This window comes from Pseudomonas sp. P1_F1_2 (assembly GCF_056405815.1).
The window spans coordinates 1-23574 of the sequence record NZ_JBFUBK010000035.1 but is presented as its reverse complement, the minus strand read 5'-3'; the positions used below and the strand labels follow the sequence as shown (position 1 = coordinate 23574).

The following is a 23574-nucleotide window of genomic DNA, read 5'->3' as shown; positions in this document are numbered from 1 at the left end:
TTCATCGCGAGCAAGCTTTGCTCCTACGGGTTGGCGTCGCAGGTGCAAGGCTTGCCCGCGATCGAGCGCGAAGCGCTCGCCACGGTCAAACCAGATGCAACGCCGTCAGCAGCATGTCGATCGCCTTGATGCCCACGAACGGCACCACGATCCCGCCCAGCCCATAAATCAGCAGATTGCGTCGCAGCAACGCCGCCGCACTGGCCGCCTGCACGCGTACGCCGCGCAATGCCAGAGGAATCAGCACCACGATGATCAGGGCGTTGAATACGATGGCCGACAGAATCGCGCTCTGCGGACTGGTCAGGTGCATGACGTTCAGCACACCCAGTTGCGGATAGATCGAGGCAAACAGCGCCGGCAAAATCGCGAAGTATTTGGCCACGTCGTTGGCAATGGAAAACGTCGTCAGCGCACCGCGCGTCACCAGCAATTCCTTGCCGATCTGCACCACGTCCAGCAGCTTGGTCGGGTCGCTGTCGAGGTCGACCATATTCGCCGCTTCGCGCGCCGCTTGTGTACCGTCGTTCATCGCCATACCAACGTCCGCCTGGGCCAGGGCCGGGGCGTCGTTGGCACCGTCGCCGCACATGGCGACCAGGCGACCGTCGTTTTGCTCATGGCGGATTCGCGCGAGTTTTTTCTCCGGTGTGGCTTCGGCCAACACGTCATCGACGCCCGCTTCGGCGGCAATCGCGGCGGCGGTCAGCGGGTTGTCGCCGGTCACCATGACCGTGCGAATCCCCAGTTTGCGCAGCTCGGCGAAACGCTCACGGATGCCGGGTTTAACCACGTCCTTGAGGTGAATCACGCCGAGCAATTTACCGTCGGCGCAGACCAGCAACGGGGTGCCGCCGCTCTGCGCGATTTTGTCGATTTCCCGGGACAGCGGCGCGGCCAGGTCGGCGCGCTTCAGGTCGAGAAACGCCAGCAGCGAATCCACCGCGCCCTTGCGATACACGCGGCCCTGATAGTCGACACCGGACAAGCGGGTTTCAGCGCTGAACGGTACGGCCGTCAGCAATTCGGTGGCGGGTTCAGGTTGAGGCTGAGTGCCGCGCAGGTACTCGACGATGGATTTACCTTCCGCCGTGTCATCGGCCAGCGAAGCGAACAACGCGCCCTCGGCCAGTTCCCTGGCGTTGACACCCGGTGCCGGATGCACCGCCGTGCAACGACGGTTGCCGAAGGTGATGGTGCCGGTCTTGTCCAGCAACAGGACGTGCACGTCCCCCGCCGCTTCCACGGCCCGACCGGACTTGGCGATCACGTTCAAGCGCACCAGACGGTCCATCCCGGCGATGCCGATGGCGGACAGCAAACCGCCAATGGTGGTCGGGATCAGCGTGACCAATAACGCCACGAGGAATACCAGCGGCAGGCTGCCATTGGCAAAGTGGGCGAACGGTTGCAGGGTGACGACCACCAGCAGAAAGATCAGGGTCAGGCCGATCAGCAAAATATCGAGCGCGACTTCGTTGGGTGTCTTCTGGCGTTTGGCGCCTTCGACCAACGCGATCATACGGTCCAGCGTCGACTCGCCGGGGTTGGCGGTGATCTTCACCAGCAGCCAGTCGGACACCAGGCGAGTGTTGCCGGTGACGGCCGAGCGGTCACCCCCGGACTCACGAATCACCGGTGCGGATTCACCGGTAATCGCCGCTTCGTTGACTGCAGCGATGCCTTCAATGACCTCGCCGTCACCGGGGATCATTTCCCCCGCTTCGACGCGCACCACATCGCCCTTGCGCAGATTCGTGGCCGGCACGACCTGGAATGTGCCGTTGCTGGTTTTACGACGGGCGCTCAAGCCTTCGCTGCCGGCCTTGAGGCTGTCGGCGCGGGCCTTGCCGCGACCTTCGGCCAAGGCTTCGGCGAAGTTGGCGAACAGCACGGTGAACCACAGCCACAAGGCGATTTGCGCGGCGACAAAGGTCGGCACGCTGCTGTCGGGAATGAAGCACAGCACAGTGGTCAGGATGGCCGTCAGTTCGACCACCAGCATCACCGGCGCACGCTGCAATTGGCGTGGGTCGAGCTTGACGAAGGCTTGCACCAGCGCCGGTCGCCAGAGGGCCGAGATTGCGGTTTTCGGTTGTTCCGGCGCCTTGACGGCAGCGGCTTTAGTTGCGGGCATATTCATCATTGATTCCTCAGAAGCCCAAGCTCAAGTGTTCGGCAATCGGACCCAGCGCCAACGTCGGCAAGAAGGTCAAACCACCCACGAGCAAAATGGTCACGGTCAACAACGTCACAAACAGCGGGCCATGGGTCGGGAAGCTGTTCGGGCCGATCGGTGCGGATTTCTTCATCGCCAGGCTGCCGGCCAGGGCCAGTACCGGGAGGATGTAACCGAAGCGACCGATCAACATGCCAAGCCCCAGCATCAGGTTGTGGAACGGGGTGTTGGCGCCGAAGCCACCGAACGCAGAACCGTTGTTGGCGCTGGCCGAGGTGTAGGCGTAAAGCAATTGGCTGAAACCGTGCGGACCGGGGTTGCTGACGGCGGCGACAGGACCGGGCAAGCTCGCCGCAATCGCGCCGAGCACCAGCACGCCGACCGGCATCACCAGCAACGTCACCACCAGCAACTGCACTTCTTTGGCTTGCAGTTTTTTGCCGAGGTATTCCGGCGTGCGCCCGATCATCAGGCCGGCGAGGAACACCGCGATCAACACGTTCAGCAACATGCCGTAGAGGCCAGCGCCGACACCGCCGAAGATCACTTCGCCGACCATCATGTTGACCAGCGCGACCATGCCGCTCAGCGGATTAAGGCTGTCATGCATGCCGTTGACCGAACCGTTGGACGCCGCCGTGGTGGTCACTGACCACAGCACTGTGGCGGTGGTGCCGAAACGCGCTTCCTTGCCTTCCAGCGGCGCGGTCTGTTCGACGGCGACGTTGTTCAGCGCAGGGTTAGGTTGGTACTCGGCCCACAGCGAAGTCGCGCCGCCAATCAGGAACAGCGCCAGCATGCAGGCGATGATCGCGCGGCTCTGACGCAGGTCTTTGACGTAGTGGCCGAAGGTGAATACCAGCGCGACCGGGATCAGGATGATCGATCCCACTTCGAACAAGTTGCTCCACGCCGTCGGGTTCTCGAACGGGTGCGCCGAGTTGACGCCGAAGAAGCCGCCACCGTTGGTGCCCAGTTGTTTGATCGCAATCTGGCTGGCGGCAGGACCGAGCGGGATCACCTGATCGACACCTTGCATCGTCACGGCATTCACGTACTGCGCGAAGGTTTGCGGCACGCCCTGCCAGACCAGGTACAGCGCCAGCAGCAGGCACAGCGGCAACAAGCCGTAGAGGGTGGCGCGGGTCATGTCGACCCAGAAGTTGCCCAGGGTCTTGGTCGACTTGCGACCAATACCGCGACACAGCGCAACCAATACCGCCAGGCCGGTGGCGGCGCTGACGAAGTTCTGCACGGTGAGGCCGGCCATCTGACTCAAGTAGCTCAGCGACGCTTCACCGCTGTAGGCCTGCCAGTTGGTGTTGGTCATGAAGCTGATGGCGGTGTTGAACGCCAATGTCCACTCCTGACCCGGCAGGTTTTGCGGGTTCAGCGGCAGGTGATCCTGGAACAACAGGATTGCGAACAACAGCAAGAAGCCCGCAAGATTGAAGGCGAGCAAGGCCAGCGTGTATTTCTGCCAGCTCTGTTCAACCTGCGGATCAACGCCGGCCACGCGATAACAGCCGCGCTCCACCGGCCCGAGAATCGGTGTCAGCCACGTGCGCTGACCTTCCATTACCTTGTAGTAGAAGCGCCCCAGAAACGGCGCCGGGACCAATACCACCGCGAAAAACGCGAGGATCAGCCAATAGTCATAACTGTGCATAGCCGCTCCTAGTTCCGGTCCGCGCGCAACAGCGCAACCAACAGATAAATGAACAGCCCCACTGCCAGTAGCAGTGACACTCCGTCCAGAACGCTCATGGAAGTTCTCCGTGTTACGGCGTATTGCCGCGTGTGGAGTCATTGTCGGAAGGAAGGCTGTAAAGGAACGAGATCGAGGGTGTGTGCGGGGCATAAAGAAAGCGTAAAGAGTGGGTTTATGGGTTTGTTACAGGCCGTTTTTTCGGTGTCTCGACGGGCCTCATCGCGGGCAAGCCCGGCTCCCACAGGTTCAGCGGTGGAACCAGATGATGCGGTTGGCTCAAATCCTGTGGGAGCCGGGCTTGCCCGCGATGACGGCAGATCAGACGACAACGCCCTCAACTGGCGCATAAAAAACGCTCATACGGTGGCGAACATCCCCCATACGACACCTTTTTGCGCTTTACGACTGCCATCACAACACTGGCACGCCCGCTGCACACGCCCTCCCCCGAGCATTCCAAACCGTTCAGGGAGCAAGCGCATGAACACACAACTCAAACCCACGTTGGGCACGTTGCACCTGTGGGGAATCGCCGTCGGGCTGGTGATTTCCGGCGAGTACTTTGGCTGGAGTTACGGCTGGGGCGTGGCGGGGACATTGGGCTTTCTGGTGACTTCTTTTATGGTCGCCACCATGTACACCTGCTTCATCTTCAGTTTCACCGAGCTGACCACGGCGATTCCCCATGCCGGCGGCCCGTTTGCCTACAGTCGTCGCGCCTTTGGTGAAAAAGGCGGATTGATCGCCGGGCTGGCGACGCTGATCGAATTCGTCTTCGCGCCGCCAGCGATTGCCTTGGCGATTGGTGCGTATCTGAACGTGCAATTCCCGGCGCTGGACCCTAAGCACGCAGCGGTCGGCGCGTACATTGTGTTCATGGGCCTGAACATTCTCGGGGTGAAACTCGCGGCCACCTTCGAGCTGGTCGTCTGCGTATTGGCCGTGGCAGAACTGCTGGTGTTCATGGGTGTGGTCGCCCCGGCGTTCAGCTTCAGTAACTTCGCGTTGAATGGCTGGGCCGGTTCCGACGTGTTTGGCGCCCCGGCAATAGCCGGGATGTTCGCGGCAATCCCTTTCGCCATCTGGTTCTTTCTCGCCATCGAAGGCGCAGCCATGGCGGCCGAAGAAGCCAAGGACCCGAAACGCACGATTCCAAAAGCCTACATCAGCGGCATTCTGACCCTGGTATTGCTGGCCATGGGCGTGATGTTTTTTGCTGGCGGCGTGGGTGACTGGCGCACCCTGTCGAACATCAACGATCCACTGCCGCAAGCCATGAAAACCGTAGTCGGCGAAAGCTCCGGATGGTTGCACATGCTGGTGTGGATCGGCCTGTTCGGCCTGGTGGCCAGTTTCCACGGGATCATTCTCGGCTACTCACGGCAGTTCTTCGCGTTGGCCCGGGCCGGTTATCTGCCGGCCTCCCTGGCCAAACTGTCGCGTTTCCAGACCCCGCATCGAGCCATTATCGTGGGCGGCGTGATCGGTATCGCCGCGATTTACAGCGATGGCCTGATCAACCTCGGTGGCATGACGCTGACCGCGGCGATGATCACCATGGCGGTGTTCGGCGCGATCGTGATGTACATCATGAGCATGCTCAGCCTGTTCAAGTTGCGTAAAACCGAACCGAACCTGGAACGCACTTTCCGCGCGCCGTGCTATCCGCTGGTGCCGATGATCGCGTTGTTGCTGGCAGTGGTCTGCCTGGTGGCGATGGCCTGGTTCAACACCTTGATCGGACTGATTTTCCTCGGTTTCATGGCGGTGGGTTTCGTGTACTTCCTGATGACCGCGCAGTTGCGCGCGGATGCACCGGCGGACGCCATGTTGACCGGGCTATAAACGGCGCAGGTGCACTGGCCAGATCAGGCATAGAATGGAACCACGGCGAAACCTCATCRCTCAAAGTGGTATGCACGATCGATTGACGATCTCCGTCAATCGGCCTGCCCTCAAGGAGAGCCCTATGCCCTGGTATGCCTGGTTGATTCTGATCGTTGCCATCGGCTCGATCGTTGGCGGATTGATGATGTTGCGCGACACCGCCAACAAGGTCGAACTGAGCGACGAACAACGTAAACGCGTCGCTGAACGCAATGCGGAAATGGATGCCAAGGAAGCGCAGGACCGTTAAACCAAAAACCCTGTCATTCTCAGTGAATGACAGGGTTTTACGTGTCTACTGCTCCCAATCGGCCTTGGCGATGTGCAAGCCATGCAGCCCCTTGTAGGCCGCACGCTCCGGCTGGCTCCAGCCTTGCAACAACGAATCCTCCAACCGATAAATCTCCACGCCCAGTGGCCGGCACACGGTCAGCGGATCCTGCGCATCCGGCCCCCACATGGCCAGCGACAGGTCACCGCCGGGGCAGGTCGAGAGTGCGCATAGCAAATCGATCTCGGCAAAAAACTCCAGGTAATCGCCCTTCTGCGCCGGACAGGCTTTCATGAAGTACAGGTCGTCGTGGTTCAGGCCCGTGCACTGGAAAATATTCAGCACGTCGTGCACGTCGAACTCGGTCAGGCCATGTGGCAACACGGCGCGGGTCAGGTTGGAGTGGCAGTGATGATGAAAGTCCTCGCCAGTGAGCATTTTGTTCACATAAGGATCGCAGCGGGTGCCGAGTAAATCGTGCAAGCGCCCGCCATGTTCGTCGATGCCATAACTGGCCAGGCTGTCGTCGGTAATGGTCACCAAAGGGCGCAAAAAAGGCAGGTTCGACCAGAGCCGGTCATGGGTGCTGACGTGGGCACCTTGCAATTGACGGGTTCGCGCCGCCCACAAGCGCTCCCGTGGGTCGTGTGCATTCCACACATTGAAGTCTCCCACTTGCGGGCCCACCGGTGTGGTCACCCGAAACACATGACCTGCCGGCACGTTCCAGGCGCGGCCGGTGCGGATGGGTACTTCGAACTGCTCGATCAGTGTGCGCCCCTCCTTTGCGTCACGAATCCGTTCGTAGAACGGCTTGTCCACCTGCAGTGCCGAGCCTTTGCTGACTTGATAGGCCGCCGGATAGTCTTTGTACATGGCACGAGTCCTCGATCAGTGATGGGATGAAGAGGCAAGCATTTGCAACAGGAGGTGTTCGGAGTCGTCGAGATAAAGGCTCATGGCCTCCATCGCCGCACGCTGGTCGCCTTCGGCCAGCAATTGATGGATCTGCTGGTCACGCGCAAGCCAGGGTGATTGAAAACGCGACTCATCGGGGGCGACGAAAAACACCAGGCGCAATTGCGCGACAACGTTGGTGAAGAACTCATCGAATAGTGGACTGCGCAACAACCCGACAATGTGTTGATGAAACGCCAGGCTGTAGGTGCCGACCGCACGCCAGTCCTCGCGCTCCCTGGCCAATTCAGTAGCTTCAAGGGCCAGGAGCATTTGGTCGGACTGGTCATCGCCCAACGGCTGACTGACGTTGATGGCCTGTAACTCCAGAGTGCGACGGACCTTGAACAGGTCCACCACATCCTTGACACCGAGCCTGCGCACCCTCACACCTTTGTTGCGTACATACACGGTCAACCCTTCCTGCCCCAACCGATGCAAGGCTTCGCGGATCGTGTTGCGGGACGCGCTGTAGGCAAGCACAAGATCGTTTTCGACCAATGCCATGCCGGGTAGCAAACGACCGCCAATGATGTCGGCGCGCAATTCCAATGTGATCTGGTCGGCCAGGGACTGTCCGTTGCTCATGCTCTTCGCCCTTGATTGTTCAACAATCTCCAGTTACCGAGTAATCACTATTCATGCCATGTTTTTGTCGCACTCAGGACGGAGTTGGACGCATCTGCATGCTTTTTAGAAGTAGAAGTACAGTCACCATTCAATTTTCATTGGTTAAGATGGCGCATTGTTGCGGAGATTTCACATGCGTTACTCGCAGGACCATAAAGCCCAGACCCACAAACGCATCATCAAGGAAGCTTCGGCGCGATTTCGTCGTGACGGTATTGGTGCGACAGGCCTGCAACCACTCATGAAAGCGCTGGGGTTGACTCACGGCGGTTTTTATTCGCACTTCAAATCGAAAGATGAACTGGTGGAAAAGGCGCTCCAGGCCGCTGGCGATCAGGTCGACGTCAAATGTGCCGAGCTATTCGCCCAGGATCGCCCGCTGGACGCATTCATCGACGCTTACTTATCTGAATGGCACCAGACCTCACCTCAAGAAGGTTGCCCGTTGCCAACCATGTCGTCGGAACTTGGCTTGCGCGGGCAGCCGAGCCCGACCAGTGATGTGGTGCTCCACGCCCGGCTCGATCAAATCCAGGGAACCCTGGACCGAGATGACGCCGCCGACCACAGCATTGTCATCATGTCGACGCTGGTCGGGGCGCTTCTGCTATCGCGCAGTGTCGAGAATCCGGAACTGGCTCAGCGGATCCTCGACGTGACTCGCGCCTACCTCAAGCGATCACAGGATTAACCCTGCCAGCGCTTGAACAGCACACTGGCGTTGACTCCGCCAAACCCGAAGCCGTTGGACAACGCATACTCGATCGCCATTGGCCGCGCCTTACCATGGACGATGTCCACGCCTTGAGCCGCCGGGTCCGGATTCTCGAAATTCAGGGTGGCCGGCACGATCTGATCGCGAATCGCCAATAACGTGAAAATCGCCTCAATCCCGCCGGCTGCACCGAGCAAATGCCCCGTCGCCGACTTGGTCGATGTCACCGCCACCTTATTGTCAGAACCGAACAACGATTTGATCGCGGCCAACTCGCCGAGATCGCCAACCGGCGTCGAAGTTGCGTGTGCATTGAGATGCTGCACCTGAGACGGTGAAATCCCGGCCTGCGCCAACGCCAACGACATCGCTCGGCGCGCACCATTGCCATCTTCGGGGCCTGCTGTCAGGTGAAAGGCGTCGGCACTGGTGCCGTAGCCGACCAACTCGGCTATCGGCTGCGCCCCGCGAGCCAAGGCATGCTCCAGCGATTCAATCACCAGGAGGCCCGCGCCTTCGCCCATCACAAAGCCGTCACGCCCACTGTCGAACGGCCGGGAAGCGCGCTCCGGGGTGTCGTTGTAACCGCTGGACAAGGCCCGCGCCGCCGCGAACCCGGCCAGGCTGACCCGATCAATCGAAGCCTCGGCGCCGCCACACACGGCAATGTCCGCTTCACCACAACGAATCAACCGAGCGGCATCACCGATCGCTTGCACCCCGGCCGCACATGCCGTCACCGGGGCGCCCAGCGGGCCCTTGAATCCGTGCTGGATCGACACATGTCCCGCCGCGAGATTGACCAGAAACGAAGGAATGGTGAAGGGCGACAATCGTCGTGGACCACGACTGTCGGTGGTACGCACCGCATCGGCAATGGCACCGAACCCACCGACACCCGAACCGATAATAGTAGCCGTGCGTTCCTGAGCTTGTGCTTCCAGCGCTTGCCAACTGGCTTGCTCCAACGCTTGGCGCGCGGCCTCCATGGCAAACAGAATGAAGCGGTCCATCTTCTTCTGCTCTTTGGGGGGTGTCGCTCGATCCGGGTCAAAACCCGCCTCGGCATCCTCCGCCAACGTCGGCACCACTCCGCCAACCTTCGCCGGCAGATCGGCGACCACCTCGTCCGGCAAATTTCGTAATCCCGAACGCCCAGCCAGCAGACGCTCCCAGACAGTCTCCACACCGCTACCCAGCGGAGACACCAGGCCCATGCCGGTTACAACTACTCGACGATCACTCATGCCGTTATTACCTCAAGCCGATGGAAGGTGCCTCATTTGTAACGTGCGGCGGCCTTACTTTTGGAAAGATTGGGCGCCATTACCAGGCGGGCCTTTACAAAGTCGTCCCACTCGGACGCGTTTGGCAACGAAGGAATGGTGATCAACTCACCCTGGTCCAGCCCCGACAAGGCGGCATCGACCATTTCACCTGCTTCCATGACCATGTCCGCCGGAATCTGGCTAGCGTCGATACCTGAACGTTCCCAGATCTCGGTACGCGTAACGCCGGGCAACACGGCCTGAACCTTGACCCCGGTCCCGTCCAGTTCGGCATTCAGGGACTGTGTCAGGCTTAACACATAAGCTTTACTGGCACTGTAGGTCGCATTGAAGCGCTCTGGAAACAAGGCCACCACCGACGCGATATTGATGATCGCCCCCCGACCTGCCTTGGCAAAACTGGCGGCTGCCGCCGATGCCAATCGAGTGACCGTGGTGACATTCAGTTGAATCAACTTCTCCAGCTGTTCCATATCTGAATTCGCCAGCAGCCCATCTGCCGCGACGCCAGCGTTATTCAGCAACAGGCTGATACTTGAATCGCTGCGAAGACGCTGCTCGATCTTCAACACATCATCCTTTTGCGTCAGGTCTGCCTTGAGCACCTCCACCTGAACGCCATGTTCGGCGCGCAATTTACTCGCCGCAGCCTCCAGCCGCTGCTCATCGCGAGCCACCAAAAGCAAATCAAAACCACGCGCTGCCAACCGCTCAGCGTAAATCGCACCGATACCGGAAGACGCTCCGGTGACGAGGGCCGTACCTTGGGACTGGGGAGAAGTCATGACTGTGCTCCTGGGAGAGGCTTGAGGGAAGTTAGCGTCTAAATGCCAGCACGTCGTGGCGCATGACAAATGGATTATAGGCATAATTTAAGAGCAATATGATAGACATAATTTTTTACTGGACGATGAAATGCTTCTCACCTCTACAGTCGCCAGAATGCAAAAAGGCCGGTCAATGACCGGCCTCTGGCGTTGAGTTACAAGCTTAGTTCACTTGAAGTTTTTCGCGGTTCTTGTCCAGTATCGCTTTACCTATCCCCYTCACTTCCAACAGTTCATCTACGGATGAAAATGGCCCATTACTCTCACGATAAGCAACAATCGCCTTGGCTTTGGCCTCACCGATGCCGGACAGCTCACGCTGCAGTGTCGGGGCATCGGCTTCATTGAGATCGACTTTGCCAGATTGCGCCTTGGCGGAAACGTCCAGTACCAACGGAGGGGTGACAGCTTCCGGTTTTGCCGCAGGCGCGGCAATGGTGGCAACAGAAGCGCTGGTAAGCAGGGCAAAAACCAGGGAGTAGAAATAGCCAGTACGCATAATTGAAGCTCCATGACATCGTTTGAGAAAGCAGCTTTTCCGAAGCTGCTCTCCAAACTTAGGCGATGTGGTGGAACTGTCAAAAATGTGTCTATTGCAGGATGTGAAACAATCAGGGTTCGAGACGGCGTTGCTGGTAGATCCAGTCGACGATTTCGCCGTCAGGGGTGTAGCCGCTGACGGTTTCGCGCAGGAGCTGGCGGACACGAGAATAGTCGTCCTGTTCTACGGCAACCAGCAGCTCGGTCAAGCGCCCTTTGAGCACGTCCCATGGCAGGTGGTCTTCGTTAGCACTCATGATCATTGGATGTTGGGTAGCCGACACGTTGTCACCGATCAGCAACTCCTCGTACAGTTTCTCGCCTGGACGAAGCCCCGTAAACTCAATGGAAATATCGCCCTGCGGATTCCTTTCTGACCGGATGCTCAAGCCTGACAAGTGAATCATCTTCTCTGCCAGTTCGACAATTTTTACTGGCTCACCCATGTCGAGCACGAATACATCGCCGCCCTGCCCCATGGAGCCGGCCTGGATAACCAGTTGTGCGGCTTCGGGAATGGTCATGAAGTAGCGGGTGATTTTCGGGTGGGTGACGGTCAACGGGCCGCCCGATCTGATTTGACCGTGGAACAACGGAATCACAGAACCGGAGGAGCCCAGTACATTGCCGAATCGCACCATAGTGAAGCGGGTTTTATTGACCCGAGACACATTGGACCTGTCGCCAAACAAAACAGGCGCAATCTCACGACTCAGGGCCTGAAGCGTCAATTCGGCCAGGCGCTTGGTGCTGCCCATAACATTGGTCGGGCGGACTGCCTTGTCAGTGGAGATCAACACGAAGTTGGAAACCCCCGACTGCAATGCCGCCTGGGCCGTATTGAGCGTACCGATCACATTGTTCAGAACGCCTTCGGCGATGTTGTGCTCGACCATGGGCACATGCTTGTAGGCAGCCGCGTGATAAACGGTATCTACGCGCCAGGTCTTCATCACATCCAGGAGTTTGTCCTGATGGCGAATAGAGCCCAGAATCGGCAACAACTTGACCGGCACTGCCTCACGACAGCCACGCTGCTCCAACTCTGAAAGAATGCTGTAAAGATTGAACTCACTGTGTTCAAACAGCAAAAGCGTGGTCGGCCCCAGCGCAAAAATCTGCCTGCAAAGCTCTGAACCGATAGACCCGCCGGCGCCAGTCACCATTACAGTCTTGCCTTTGATACAGCGCGCAAGTAAATCCGGCTGTGCAGGCACTGAATCCCGGCCCAGCAAGTCAGCGATATCCACCTCTTGAATGTCTTCAACCTTGACCCGGCCGCTGGCCAGGTCGGTGAAATTCGGAACGCTTCGTATATGGAGTGGATAACCCTCGAGCAGATTGAGAATTTCCCTGCGCCGCGCACGGGTCGATGAAGGCAGCGCCAAGAGAATTTCCTGTGCTCCCGTGACGTCGATCATTTGTTGAATGTGCTTGGGTTTGTAGACCTGAAGGCCTGAGATAGAGCGATCCGCAATACTTGCATCATCATCGATGAATGCCACGGGCCGCATGACTCGCCCCATACGCAATGCAGCAACCAATTGATTCCCGGCAACGCCCGCACCGTAAATGGCAACCTTGGTCAGACCATCATCACGGTTGGTAAAAGGTACATGTTGAGCGGCAGCGAACCAGTCGCCCATAAAGTACTGGCGCATGCACAGTCGCAACCCACCAATGATGACAAGGCTCAGCCACCAGTAGTTGAAGATGATAGACCGCGGCACCACGGCTTCATGGTTGCTGTACCAGTAAACGACGACCACAAGGATTAACGAAGACAGGCTCACTGCCTTGATAATGGCAATCAACGCGTCGTTGCCGAAATAGCGCATGACCGCGCGGTACATGCCGAAGCGAATGAACAGAGGGATGGCGACGAAGGGGGCACAGACAAAGAGCCAGAAATGGACTTTGACGGGGTTGTACATGTCATCAATACCCAAACGGACGATGAACGCCAACCACAGTGCGACCCAGACCAAAATAATGTCAGTACTGACCTGGATCAGTCGTTTTTTGCGTCTGGGAAGCCCTAAAAGATACTCCCTCACCTTAACCATAAACTCTTCAACCACCTCAGTTCTCTCCCTTCAACTGAATCGCCACGGTGAAACTGCAGGCGTATCGCTTTCACTCTAAACCTAAATGACAGAACTGTTATCCAGTTCTATATGGAAGCCTTTTCCAGCTCTCCCGCACGAAACTTGATCGTCAGAACCAGCAGTGGAGCATAGCCCAGAACCAGACCGAGACTACCATCCAGACCATAGCGCGTGACGCACACCGATATAGGCAACAACCAAAGCACATTGATCGCTCCAACCGCCATAGTAACCGCTAAATGGCTGCCAAACCGACGAGAGGCAACCTGATAGGCATGACTTCTGTGCGCTTCGTAAATTTTGTCGCCCCTGAGTAGACGACGAAACAAGGTGTATGAGGCATCGACGATGAAAACACCTAGCAAGATCAGCCAGCCCCAGAGCAGGTTGGCAGAAACCGAGGCGGCTTGCAGCGACAACCCCCCCAGAACAATGCCCAGAAATCCACTTCCCGCATCGCCCATGAAAATTCTGGCGGGGGGGAAATTCCAGTACAGAAAACCTGCCACCGCCACCGACAAAAGCAAGGGTGCCCAAATAAGCTGAGGCGTGCCGCCAATCCAATACAGCAGACAAGCACCGAGACAGACACAAATAGCCTCGACACCAGCAATGCCGTCTATTCCGTCCATGAAATTATAGAGATTAAGCAGCCACACCAAATAAAACACTGCAAACACATGACCCAGCCAGCCGAGATCGATTACCCCCCCAAAAAATGGGACCGCAGGCAATCCCCCCAACCATAACAACAGCCAAGACGCGGCACAAAAATGTCCCAATAACCGCCAGCGAGCCGCGATGTGCCCGTGGTCATCAACAAATCCGATGACCGCGACCAAAGCACCGGCACCGGCAATTGCGCAAAATTCAAAAAGAGTGACCAGGTTGGCCGAGAGCAAAAGCCCAAGTGCCAAAGTGAATGCCAGAACAATTGCAACGCCACCACCTCGAGGAGTCGGTACCGAATGAGAACTTCGGGCGTTGGGAATATCTATAAGGCTGCGGGACAATGCGTACCGCCGCAAAGCAGAGGTCAGGAAGAATGAGACCAAACCAACTAGCGGGATGAACCATCCGTCAATCATAAGGTGTGATAATCCAGAAAATGTTGCGCCGTCCGACTCAAGGCGTGGTCAAGGCTAACAGGAGGAACCCAGTTCAATAATTGTCGATTTTTACTTATATCAACTTGCAAGGAGCCGAAAATACGCTGCGAAAGTGCTTGCCGTCCCAGCAACGCCGCTACGGAAGTCATTAGCCAGACGGGTACCGGCACCAAGATGGGCGACTTGCCAAGCGCGGCGGCCAACTTGCGTATTAATTGTGTAGTCGATACATCCTCACCGTCACTGGCCAGGAACACTTGATTGATTGCGGCCGGATGGTGAGAACAGGTGAGGATAAGGTCCACCAGATTATCGATTGCGACAAGACTGCGAGTGTTGCGCACAGCACCAAACGGAAGCGGCACGCCGCGATTAAGCCAGCGCATCATACTGAGGAAATTGGCTTTGACACCTGGCCCATACACCAGCACTGGGCGAACAATAACTACCTCCAGGCCTGTCGTTATTGCCAGCGCCAATAACGCTTGCTCAGCCTCAAGTTTCGAAACTCCGTAAGGATCGACCGGAGCAGGAACATCATCGGCACTATAGGTTTCCCCGCGCGCACGCCCCTCTCCGTTCACTTTAATTGAGCTGATAAAGACAAATCGCCTGACACCGGCAGTGATTGCCTGATGAGCAAGACGCAAAGTGCCCTCAACATTGGTCTGGCGAAACGCGGCCAATGGATCCGTCGCGACCTCGTTCATGACATGAACACGTCCAGCGCAATGAATAACGACATCGACGCCTTTCAGTGCCTGACTCCAATCAGACTCCGCATCAACATTGGGAACTAGAATCGGCAGAACCCCTGGCGGAAACTTCGTGGCAGGATTTCTGACAGGCGCTATAACCGATACTCCCGAGAGCGAGACCAATTGATTGATCAGCGCTCCTCCCACAAAGCCACTACCGCCAGTAACCATAAATGTCTTGGTGCTCATTGGCGACCTTTTGGAATACGTAAACCTGGTTGCCTCGACCTTGGCTAAATATCACGACAGGCAAGCAACCGCGCCGACGATGAAAAATGGAACCAGAAAAAGGCGTGGGGCCGATAGTTTATTGAATTGGCGTACCGTTAGCCACTTTGAATACCGGATACAGCTGCCGATCCGCACGTCATCGAGCACACCCCACTACCCGCGAACGACGGTCGGCCCTGGGTTAGGTTATTTCCGCATTGCCGGTTGGAGCTGGCTCGGGCTCGGGATAGAATCCATGCGGAAAAAGGAGTGGAACAGCTATCTATCCATGGCAAGGCCTACTCCATACCTACATTTTCGGCGATTGCCGCTAAAAAATTATAACTTATACGTTTTTTGCTTCGAAACGGAGAGCCCCATGCAGCAAATCAACAACCTCGCAGCGAAGATCAGCAAATTCCAGACTCAGATAAATGCGTCGATTCAGCGCGTCGTCGCGAGTGGCTGGGTGATCTTGGGGCCAGAGGTTAAACGTTTCGAAGCCGCCTTCGCTGAATATTTGAACGCCCGCCACTGCATTACCGTTGCCAACGGCACTGATGCAATCGAGTTGGCACTAAAGGCCTTGGGTGTTGATAAAGGCGACCAGGTTGCAACGGTCGCAAACGCCAGCATGTATACCACCACTTCTATTCTGGCGATCGGCGCGAGCCCGGTGTTCATGGACGTTGAGCCTGACACGCAGGTTGTGAATCTTGAGAGCGTAAAAAAAGCTATTGCCTCGGGAGCCAAGGCGGTCGTAGTCACTCACCTGTACGGCTTGGCCATCCCTGACATTCAGGAAATTGCCGCCTACTGCACATTGCAAAAAATTGCCCTTCTGGAAGATTGCGCCCAAGCCCACGGCGCAGAGCGTCATGGCAAGCGCGTCGGTACATTCGGCGACGCCTCCAGCTTCAGTTTCTATCCAACTAAAAACCTTGGCGCTTTGGGCGACGGCGGCGCAGTTGTCACCAACTCATCTGAAATCGCCCAGCGTGTGTCTCAACTACGCCAATACGGTTGGTCTTCCAAGTACTGCGTTGAACTGGCGGGTGCTCGAAACAGCCGACTGGATGAGATGCAAGCCGCTATCCTGCTGGAATTCCTTCCGCACCTCGATGAAGGAAACGCCCGCCGCCGAGAGATTGCAACGCGCTATCGCACCGAGATCAACCACAGCGAAGTCAAACACCCGCAAGAACAGGGCAAGGCTTCGGTTGCACATTTGTATGTCATCCAGTCGACTAAAAGAGCGGCCCTGCATCAGCATCTGCGCGAGGTCCAAATCGCATCAGATGTTCATTACCCTATTCCTGATTACAAGCAGCCGATATTTGGCCAGCAGTTCGCAGACTTCTCACTCAAAAATACAGAGCATCTGGCGTCGGTAATTCTGACACTGCCTTGCTATCCGGAAATGACCGACAAAGAAGTCAGCAACGTCATTGCAGCCGTCAATGGATGGGACGCATGAGATTTTCCGTTATTGTTCCAGTCTACAAAAACGCTGATTCGATACCCAGGCTGATCCAGGCACTGACGGACATGAACGAGACCCTCGAGAATCAACTCGAGGTGGTTTTTGTAGTGGACGGCAGTCCCGATGATTCGTTTGCCCTGCTCAAAAAAGCACTCGGCACGATGAATTTCTCTGCACAACTACTCGCTCACTCAAGAAACTTTGGTTCATTCCCCGCCATTCGTACCGGCCTGATGGCAGCGAAAGGTGATTATTTTGGCGTGATGGCAGCCGACCTGCAGGAGCCGCCGGAACTGTTGATCAGCTTCTTCAAGTCTTTGTCAAATGATGAATGCGACGTGGCCATCGGCACGCGTAATGCGCGGCAAGACCCGCTGTCCAGTCGCATGGCTTCCTCGATCTTCTGGGGCCTATACCGTCGCCTGGTCGTGCACGACATGCCCGCGGGCGGAGTAGACATTTTCGGCTGCAACAAAGCATTCCGCGAGCAACTGTTAAAACTGAACGAGTCCCGCTCCTCGCTGATTGCCCTGATCTTCTGGCTGGGTTTTCGGCGTAAGTTCATCGAGTACGAACGGCAAACCCGTCTCGAAGGCAAGTCAGCGTGGACGTTCAAGAAAAAGCTGGAATACATGATGGACAGCGTTTTCGCGTTCACCGACTACCCGATCCGATTGCTGACCCGGATGGGGGCAATCGGTTCGATCATTTCGTTGTTCATCGGCATGATGGTCATCATTGCCCGCCTTTCGGGCGCCATTGAGGTACCGGGCTACGCAGCTACAATGCTCGTCGTCCTGCTGCTGGGAACATTGAATTTACTCGGACTCGGACTGGTAGGCACCTATGCCTGGCGAGCATACGAAAACAGCAAGCAACGGCCACTGGCTATTGTGTGCATGAAACTCGACAACAAGGAGCATCCAATTGACTGATCCCTTCATCCACGCCAGCGCTGACGTCAAAAGCAAGAGTATTGGTAAAAACACTCGCATTTGGCAGTACGTAGTGGTCTTCCCGGATGCTGTCATTGGCGACGACGTGAACGTGTGCTCGCACTCCTTGATCGAAAACGATGTCGTCATCGGCGATCGCACGACCATCAAGTCCGGGGTCTTCGTCTGGGATGGGCTGCGGATCGGTTCCGATGTGTTCATCGGCCCCAATGCCACGTTCACCAATGATAAATTTCCGCGCTCGAAAGTATATCCGGAGTCATTTTCACAAACCGTGATTGAAGATGGCGCTTCTATTGGCGGCGGCGCGGTCATTCTTCCGGGCATCACCATCGGCACCGGGGCCATGGTTGGTGCAGGCGCAGTGGTCACCAAGTCGGTACCTCCCTACGCTATCGTTACTGGTTCGCCGGCAAGAATTACCGGTTACGTGGAAAACTCTGCATTCAGTGATGCAGCCAAGAGCCCTGCGCAAAAAACCGACGAGCAAAACGACGCTGTTGTCAGGATTGGCGTTGGCGATGTGACCACGCATCAGTTCAAATACATTACGGACATGCGGGGCGATCTATCGGTCGGCGAGTTTCACAAAGAAATCCCGTTCGCACCGAAAAGGTATTTCTTGGTATTCAACGTGCCGAGCCAGAAGACTCGTGGCGAACACGCTCACCACAAATGCCACCAGTTCCTGATTTGCGTCAAAGGCAGTTGCGCAGTGGTTGCTGATGACGGCACCAACCGGGCCGAAGTCCTGCTAGATGCACCGAACAAAGGGATCTACCTGCCACCTCTGACATGGGGTATTCAGTACAAATACTCTGAAGACGCTGTGCTGCTGGTATTCACCTCGGACTACTACGAGGCTGACGACTACATCAGGGATTATTCCGAATTCATCAAACTCACCAGTAAAAAAGCCCCGTTGTGATAGCCCTGAAAAACAATCCCCGAGTTCGCCGCTGGATCAGCTTCCTTATCGGTGGCGGACTCAATACCGGGCTCACGTATTGCCTCTACTTGCTTTTGAGTTATCTGATCGACTATCAAGCCGCCTATGCCATCGCCTATGTGACGGGAATAGTCTTCGCTTATTTTTTCAACTCGAAAGTCGTATTCAAGGTAGAGCAGTCGTTGATCGGCATGGCCATCTACCCGACCATCTATCTTGTGCAATACCTCTTCGGGGCCATGCTGCTCAATCTTCTGGTTGAACACTGGCATATTAACAAGGCCATTGCCCCGATACTGGTCATCTTGCTACTCCTGCCTTCTAGCTACCTTTTAAATAAAGTCGTTCTGAAGGCCACTCGCAAGATAAAGCCCTCGAAGGATTAACGGTCGACCAATGACAGCTCCCACTAAACCGGCGTCCACCGCGACGTCGCCGTCACATAATGGGAAAACATTAAACTGGCTGGCGCATTTCGGCCCGCGTTACTAACGGTCCTGTTCATATGGCTACCATTTGGTTTCGCACTGACCGGATTGCTCGAGGAATGGGACGTTATTGGCCTATTCAGCCGTATTGGCGTGCTTTTCCTAACAGATGTATCCAGCGCAATGCCCGCGCATGCGCTGCGAACCCTGACCATTTTCCCTCACGCCCTTGCATACATCCTAGACCCGAACACTTTTAATTACTGGCACGTATTACTGATTATTGCGCTTGTCATCAAAGGGTGGGCGCTTAGCATCATAACGACCCGAATCACCGGCGCGTTGAGATGGGGGATGTTGGCCAGCATTCTAGTAATAATTTTCCCCGCCGACACTATGCAGCTTTCATTCAGATCGCTTCACATAAACTGGTCCTTAAGCCTGACTTTACTGGCAAGCGTCATTTTTCTGCATGCCCTTGATCAAAAAAACCAAGTCCGGTCTTTCACCTTGAGCACACTAAGCAGTATGTTTCTGGCTGCCGGCTGTGCTATGAATGAAGTTTCATTAATGCTCGCTACATTTCCCGCATTAGCAATCTTCATCCAGATCGGCTTCAAAAACATTATCCCAAATATAAAAACCTTTTATGGACAACACCTAATCTGGGCCACGAGAGTCCTCGCTTAACTTAGCTACGTGATCCACACCGCACCACTTGTTCGAACCTATCAAAGTGCCGTTGTAGGTGACAGCGCTCTTAGCTCGCTAACAATGTACTACCCTAAATTTTCAGCCTTGGGTTAGCACGAAGCATAGTGGGGGGATGGATTGATGCAATTGAAATTACTCGCACCGAAATAAGCAGCTATTGGTACCTCGCCATTGCTACGACCATCCTGCTTACGTTGATCTTTTTTGTAGCCCGAAAATCAACAACAGCCACTCCCCAACGCTGTGAAACCAATCGACAATGGGCAATACTGAGCCGCATGCTTGTCGTGGGCGTAGTTCTAATCTGCCTTGGATATCTACCGTTCATTTTCAATATTATGTACATGACGGTCAGCCAGCGGACATTCCTCCATACAGCACCAGGAGCCACACTGTTCTTTTTGGCGCTGTTTTTGATCGTAGATCGCTGCACGAAAATCGTCACTGCGGCGCTGACCGCTGTACTCATCTTCACCGGCCTGGCTGCCCAACTATTTCAGTTCCAACACTACATTGAAATTTCGAAAAAACAGCAATTTGTACTGAAAGACATCGTACATAACTTTGACGGTAATGCGACTAATAAAGCCCTTGTAATTCTCGACTACTCCAACACATTGAACCATGATTGGATGTTCCTGACTCCCAATTTTGTAGAGACTCTTTACTACCTCTATGGTAAACCTGTCGACACAGTCGAAGTTTGCTATATGCCTAGCCATGAGTGGCAACAGCCCGACCCACTGATGCGCAATGGAACCTGTGAAGAAACCTCTGAAGGCTGGACATTCAACTTTCCCACCTCAGTAAGCGGCCGCGATGTCGAACCATCAACTCAGCAGCCAAGTAAAAAATTATCCAAACCAGACGTGATCACCGTTGCCGTCGGCAGAGCAGAGACAACGCCGGCCAGCCCAAAACTTGAAGCCTACCGCCGAGACCTCGCCTCAAACCCCCTCCCTATGAGCGCGCGTTTCCGAGGCATCACCGAAACAACTCCCGGGTTTAATTTCTTCAAATTCAGTCGCCAAGAACACAATGATGAATACTTCTGGGATTTTGGCACCTGGTGGAGCCTAGACGTCCCTATCGCGGGGTCTGGATGGCGTAACACCGAGTGGGAACATAGTGGGCTTTCCGATACTTCCTCAGCCTGGAAAAATGCGTCACGCGCATCTCTCTACTTGGACCTGACTCCAACGCCCGGAGATTATTTCATCAGCGGTCTATTCGCTGCATTCACCAGCGAAAAATTCGCGATGAAATGCAGGTCCTGGTGAATGGGAACTTGATTTCGGTGCAGTGGAGTCCCTATGGCAGCTTCAGCGGCAGCATAAATACGGATATACTCCAGACCGGAGGAAATGTCATAGAGCTTGTATCAGGAGTGAATGATCAATTTTACGGACTTTCTGCCAGATTGGATTGGGTGAAACTAGCCAGGCAAAACCACTGACGACAGAGTTTTTATGGTCAGACCATAGTTAGTCTCTCGAACAGTAACTGTAGCGCGGAATGCGCTACTAGCCTGACCAGCCCTCTCCCAAAACAAGATTCATGGGCACAGGAGAGCTATTACAAACCTCTGCCCCTATTAAGTTAAAAAGCAACAACGGCAGGATTAGCCATGTCACCCAAACAAAGAACATCACTAAATTTAAAACCAGGTAGGTTATATGTATAATCAAAGCCTTTGGCTTATAACTCGCTCAGAGTGGAAGTACGCACTTGCGGGCGGCATAGCCTCTATCATCCTCGCAAGTCTCGTTCTGTTTGGCTGGCCAAACTTTTTACCGATATCGATACATAAACCGTATCTCTACTCCGGAGACGGACTGGCAATCGAATGGCTGGCACAGAGAGCAATTGAAGGATGGATATTTGACAACCCAAGAAGCGGCTTTCCTTTTGGCTCTAACTTCTTGGACTATCCTGGGTCCGACACCGGAAACTTTCTAATATATAAAATACTTGGCATCGCCACCGGTGGCGCCATACCAGCAGTAAACTTACATTTCATACTTAGCTTCCCTACAGCATTTCTAGCCTCCTTCATTGTACTTAGATACTTCCAAATAAGAAAAACATATGCATTTTGTTTCGCCATGCTTTTTACATTCGCCCCATTTCATTTTGCACGCTTCCTCTACGGACACTTGTTATATACCTGGTATTTTTGCGTACCCATATTTTATTACTACGGATACAAACTCTCGAACGGCATCGCACTTTTCGATTTCCGCAAACCAACTGGCATCGCATCTTTCATTGTCGTTGTTGCACTGTTAAGTTCTTTCGGCGTTTACTACGCTTTTTTTGGCGCGATCATTATCATGATTAGCGGTATATATGGTGGTATTCGAGAGACATCTTCAAAACCACCCCTCAGAGGACTTCTGTTTTCATTAGCAATTTTTATTGGTGTGGCTGCCAATCTTACCCCCAACATAATTCATCGCCTCACTCACACCCCCAACCCTGAAGTAGCTCAACGACTTGCAGTAGAGAGCGAAATTTATAGCTTAAAAACAATTCACCTGCTCCTTCCTCAACCAGACCATAGAATCGCTGGCCTTTCCGAATTCACACGGTCATACCAAAGAACATTTCCGCTTTCAAATACCACGTCCTCCATTGGAGTGATCGGCATATTAGGTTTATTGGTAGCTATGTTCGCTATTATCGGCGCACTTGCTGGCAGAGTGATAGATGCCCGCATAGGCTTAGCAGCCGTTCTTGTTCTTGCAGTAATACTAACGGCTTCTCCCGGTGGTTTCAGCGTCTTGTTTGCAATGTTCGTAACGCCCGCCATCAGAGGCTGGGATCGCATTGCTATTTTTGTTAATTTCGGTTGCCTGCTAGCGTTAGCAGTAACGCTGCACGGAAACTCTTACCTTAACAAACTGTATGATCGCGCCAAATACACACCTCTAATATTGTCAATCACAATCCTTATTATCGGGATTCTCGATCAGACGCCGACCTCTTACCGCTCGATAGTGAATGAGTCGTTTGCATCATATAAAGTAGACTCGACATTCATCAAGCAAATCGAGAAAGCACTTCCACCTGGCTCCGCAATTTATCAACTGCCCTACTTTGGATTTCCCGAGTCAGCAAGCAAAAACAAACTTTCCGTGTATTCACTCGGTGCAGCATTCTTTAGCTCTAAGACACTACATTGGAGCTTTGGGGGAATGATGGGCCGAGAAGGCGACCTTTTTTACAGAGCGCTAGAAAAAAAAACCGCTTCCGAGCAACTTGAAGAAGTTCGACGCTTAGGGTTCTCTGCCATCTATATTGATCGACGCGGATACAACGATGGCGCCGAATCTCTTATCGCGGATTTCACTAAGCTGCTCGGTGCTCCCGAAATGATACGCTCCGACGCGAACGTAGTGCTTTTCAGAATACCTTCTTTGCAGCAATAAGCGCCAAGCCCAAACTGATGACAACAAGGATGTTGTCTTCATACAACGCAAAGTTAAACACCTCTCTAGTCGATATCAAAAAAATAAAAACCCGCACACGAGCCTAAGTATTTCAACGGCCAAAAACCCCTCCCCCTCAACAAAGACGAACCATACAACTCCTTTTCCTGAACACGAGCAGTCCGTTAAAAATAGCGTAAGCGCTCCATGAACCCCACATTCAAAGCGCTTAGTTGATCCCGGATGCTTTGCTCCCGATTCCCTCAGGAGCCAGCCCGCCATGATGCGACCCGATGCCAAAGTCGAAAAAGTCTATCTCTACCCCAAACCCGTGGACTTTCGAAAATCCATTGATGGCCTTGCCGCGCTGGTCGAACTGGATATCAAAGTCGCTGTATTCGACCCTGTGCTTTTCGTCTTCC

21 protein-coding genes are annotated in these 23574 nt (G+C 54.9%); 10 read left to right on the top strand and 11 right to left on the bottom strand.

What is annotated here, in order from left to right; all coding sequences use genetic code 11:
• Positions 1–85: 85 nt before the first annotated feature.
• The 3 genes from kdpB to kdpF are packed head-to-tail and all read right to left on the bottom strand — an operon-like array spanning position 86 to position 3946.
• Positions 86–2143: a potassium-transporting ATPase subunit KdpB gene (gene kdpB, locus AC1D2P_RS12840; protein WP_046031778.1), complete on the bottom strand. Its 2058-nt coding sequence runs from the start codon at positions 2141–2143 to the stop codon at positions 86–88.
• Positions 2144–2153: 10 nt separating this feature from the next.
• On the bottom strand, positions 2154–3848 hold the full coding sequence (gene kdpA, locus AC1D2P_RS12835; RefSeq protein WP_109787140.1) for a potassium-transporting ATPase subunit KdpA: 1695 nt from the start codon (positions 3846–3848) through the stop codon (positions 2154–2156).
• Between the two features lie 8 nt (positions 3849–3856).
• On the bottom strand, positions 3857–3946 hold the full coding sequence (kdpF, locus tag AC1D2P_RS12830) for a K(+)-transporting ATPase subunit F (RefSeq protein WP_007899818.1): 90 nt from the start codon (positions 3944–3946) through the stop codon (positions 3857–3859).
• Between the two features lie 424 nt (positions 3947–4370).
• Here kdpF and eat point away from each other — a divergent pair, with 424 nt between their 5' ends.
• Entirely contained in the window at positions 4371–5735 is a 1365-nt protein-coding gene (gene eat, locus AC1D2P_RS12825; protein WP_077431590.1) for an ethanolamine permease, read from the top strand.
• Between the two features lie 124 nt (positions 5736–5859).
• On the top strand, positions 5860–6027 hold the full coding sequence (locus tag AC1D2P_RS12820; protein ID WP_077431589.1) for a DUF2897 family protein: 168 nt from the start codon (positions 5860–5862) through the stop codon (positions 6025–6027).
• A gap of 45 nt (positions 6028–6072) precedes the next feature.
• Here AC1D2P_RS12820 and AC1D2P_RS12815 read toward each other — a convergent pair whose 3' ends face one another.
• Together AC1D2P_RS12815 and AC1D2P_RS12810 are read right to left on the bottom strand one after the other, a co-directional pair.
• A complete protein-coding gene (locus AC1D2P_RS12815) occupies positions 6073–6924 on the bottom strand; it encodes an urea carboxylase-associated family protein (RefSeq protein WP_046031775.1) in 852 nt (283 codons plus the stop codon).
• Between the two features lie 15 nt (positions 6925–6939).
• Positions 6940–7593, bottom strand: coding sequence for a GntR family transcriptional regulator (locus tag AC1D2P_RS12810; RefSeq protein ID WP_223522757.1), 654 nt, complete (start codon positions 7591–7593; stop codon positions 6940–6942).
• Between the two features lie 175 nt (positions 7594–7768).
• Here AC1D2P_RS12810 and AC1D2P_RS12805 point away from each other — a divergent pair, with 175 nt between their 5' ends.
• Positions 7769–8326 carry a TetR/AcrR family transcriptional regulator gene (locus AC1D2P_RS12805; RefSeq protein ID WP_077431588.1) on the top strand — a complete coding sequence of 186 codons (558 nt, stop codon included), beginning with the start codon at positions 7769–7771 and terminating at the stop codon, positions 8324–8326.
• Here AC1D2P_RS12805 and fabF read toward each other — a convergent pair.
• The 6 genes from fabF to AC1D2P_RS12775 form a co-directional block, all read right to left on the bottom strand.
• Entirely contained in the window at positions 8323–9597 is a 1275-nt protein-coding gene (fabF, locus tag AC1D2P_RS12800; protein WP_477758480.1) for a beta-ketoacyl-ACP synthase II, read from the bottom strand. The two genes, AC1D2P_RS12805 and fabF, sit on opposite strands and share 4 nt — an antisense overlap.
• A 32-nt stretch (positions 9598–9629) precedes the next feature.
• Complete coding sequence (locus tag AC1D2P_RS12795) at positions 9630–10424, bottom strand: SDR family NAD(P)-dependent oxidoreductase (protein ID WP_109787142.1); 795 nt, start codon at positions 10422–10424, stop codon at positions 9630–9632.
• Between the two features lie 205 nt (positions 10425–10629).
• Positions 10630–10965, bottom strand: coding sequence for a ComEA family DNA-binding protein (locus AC1D2P_RS12790; protein WP_477811458.1), 336 nt, complete (start codon positions 10963–10965; stop codon positions 10630–10632).
• Positions 10966–11077: 112 nt separating this feature from the next.
• The gene (locus AC1D2P_RS12785; protein ID WP_109787144.1) at positions 11078–13072 is read right to left on the bottom strand and encodes a polysaccharide biosynthesis protein; all 1995 of its coding nucleotides are present in this window, start codon (positions 13070–13072) and stop codon (positions 11078–11080) included.
• Between the two features lie 107 nt (positions 13073–13179).
• A complete protein-coding gene (locus tag AC1D2P_RS12780; protein WP_109787145.1) occupies positions 13180–14202 on the bottom strand; it encodes an MraY family glycosyltransferase in 1023 nt (340 codons plus the stop codon).
• Entirely contained in the window at positions 14199–15170 is a 972-nt protein-coding gene (locus tag AC1D2P_RS12775) for a UDP-glucose 4-epimerase family protein (protein WP_477758478.1), read from the bottom strand. The genes AC1D2P_RS12780 and AC1D2P_RS12775 overlap by 4 nt, the downstream gene beginning before the upstream one ends.
• 400 nt (positions 15171–15570) lie before the next feature.
• Between AC1D2P_RS12775 and AC1D2P_RS12770 the strand changes: the two genes are divergently transcribed.
• From AC1D2P_RS12770 to tnpB, 7 genes are all read left to right on the top strand, one after another.
• Complete coding sequence (locus tag AC1D2P_RS12770; RefSeq protein ID WP_477758477.1) at positions 15571–16668, top strand: DegT/DnrJ/EryC1/StrS family aminotransferase; 1098 nt, start codon at positions 15571–15573, stop codon at positions 16666–16668.
• Positions 16665–17609, top strand: a complete 945-nt coding sequence (locus AC1D2P_RS12765; RefSeq protein ID WP_477758476.1) for a glycosyltransferase family 2 protein — start codon at positions 16665–16667, stop codon at positions 17607–17609. Before AC1D2P_RS12770 ends, AC1D2P_RS12765 begins: the two co-directional genes overlap by 4 nt.
• Complete coding sequence (locus tag AC1D2P_RS12760; protein ID WP_477758475.1) at positions 17602–18558, top strand: WxcM-like domain-containing protein; 957 nt, start codon at positions 17602–17604, stop codon at positions 18556–18558. Before AC1D2P_RS12765 ends, AC1D2P_RS12760 begins: the two co-directional genes overlap by 8 nt.
• Entirely contained in the window at positions 18555–18965 is a 411-nt protein-coding gene (locus tag AC1D2P_RS12755) for a GtrA family protein (protein ID WP_477758474.1), read from the top strand. The genes AC1D2P_RS12760 and AC1D2P_RS12755 overlap by 4 nt, the downstream gene beginning before the upstream one ends.
• An 860-nt stretch (positions 18966–19825) precedes the next feature.
• On the top strand, positions 19826–21001 hold the full coding sequence (locus AC1D2P_RS12750; protein WP_477758473.1) for a hypothetical protein: 1176 nt from the start codon (positions 19826–19828) through the stop codon (positions 20999–21001).
• Positions 21002–21397: 396 nt separating this feature from the next.
• A complete protein-coding gene (locus AC1D2P_RS12745) occupies positions 21398–23152 on the top strand; it encodes a DUF7024 domain-containing protein (protein WP_477758472.1) in 1755 nt (584 codons plus the stop codon).
• 280 nt (positions 23153–23432) lie between these two features.
• Positions 23433–23574, top strand: a 142-nt coding sequence (gene tnpB, locus AC1D2P_RS12740) for an IS66 family insertion sequence element accessory protein TnpB (RefSeq protein WP_019689103.1), incomplete at its 3' end; no start/stop codon positions are given.

What these genes read in the sequence shown, in the direction of transcription:
- AC1D2P_RS12745 (WP_477758472.1), top strand. Translation starts at nt 21,398, where the DNA reads ATGTATAATCAAAGCCTTTGGCTTATAACTCGCTCAGAGTGGAAGTAC.
- AC1D2P_RS12770 (WP_477758477.1), top strand. Translation starts at nt 15,571, where the DNA reads ATGCAGCAAATCAACAACCTCGCAGCGAAGATCAGCAAATTCCAGACT.
- AC1D2P_RS12805 (WP_077431588.1), top strand. Translation starts at nt 7,769, where the DNA reads ATGCGTTACTCGCAGGACCATAAAGCCCAGACCCACAAACGCATCATC.
- eat (WP_077431590.1), top strand. Translation starts at nt 4,371, where the DNA reads ATGAACACACAACTCAAACCCACGTTGGGCACGTTGCACCTGTGGGGA.
- AC1D2P_RS12810 (WP_223522757.1), bottom strand. Translation starts at nt 7,593, where the DNA reads ATGAGCAACGGACAGTCCCTGGCCGACCAGATCACATTGGAATTGCGC.
- AC1D2P_RS12820 (WP_077431589.1), top strand. Translation starts at nt 5,860, where the DNA reads ATGCCCTGGTATGCCTGGTTGATTCTGATCGTTGCCATCGGCTCGATC.
- fabF (WP_477758480.1), bottom strand. Translation starts at nt 9,597, where the DNA reads ATGAGTGATCGTCGAGTAGTTGTAACCGGCATGGGCCTGGTGTCTCCG.
- AC1D2P_RS12795 (WP_109787142.1), bottom strand. Translation starts at nt 10,424, where the DNA reads ATGACTTCTCCCCAGTCCCAAGGTACGGCCCTCGTCACCGGAGCGTCT.
- AC1D2P_RS12785 (WP_109787144.1), bottom strand. Translation starts at nt 13,072, where the DNA reads ATGGTTAAGGTGAGGGAGTATCTTTTAGGGCTTCCCAGACGCAAAAAA.
- kdpF (WP_007899818.1), bottom strand. Translation starts at nt 3,946, where the DNA reads ATGAGCGTTCTGGACGGAGTGTCACTGCTACTGGCAGTGGGGCTGTTC.
- AC1D2P_RS12775 (WP_477758478.1), bottom strand. Translation starts at nt 15,170, where the DNA reads ATGAGCACCAAGACATTTATGGTTACTGGCGGTAGTGGCTTTGTGGGA.
- AC1D2P_RS12765 (WP_477758476.1), top strand. Translation starts at nt 16,665, where the DNA reads ATGAGATTTTCCGTTATTGTTCCAGTCTACAAAAACGCTGATTCGATA.
- AC1D2P_RS12815 (WP_046031775.1), bottom strand. Translation starts at nt 6,924, where the DNA reads ATGTACAAAGACTATCCGGCGGCCTATCAAGTCAGCAAAGGCTCGGCA.
- AC1D2P_RS12780 (WP_109787145.1), bottom strand. Translation starts at nt 14,202, where the DNA reads ATGATTGACGGATGGTTCATCCCGCTAGTTGGTTTGGTCTCATTCTTC.
- kdpA (WP_109787140.1), bottom strand. Translation starts at nt 3,848, where the DNA reads ATGCACAGTTATGACTATTGGCTGATCCTCGCGTTTTTCGCGGTGGTA.
- kdpB (WP_046031778.1), bottom strand. Translation starts at nt 2,143, where the DNA reads ATGAATATGCCCGCAACTAAAGCCGCTGCCGTCAAGGCGCCGGAACAA.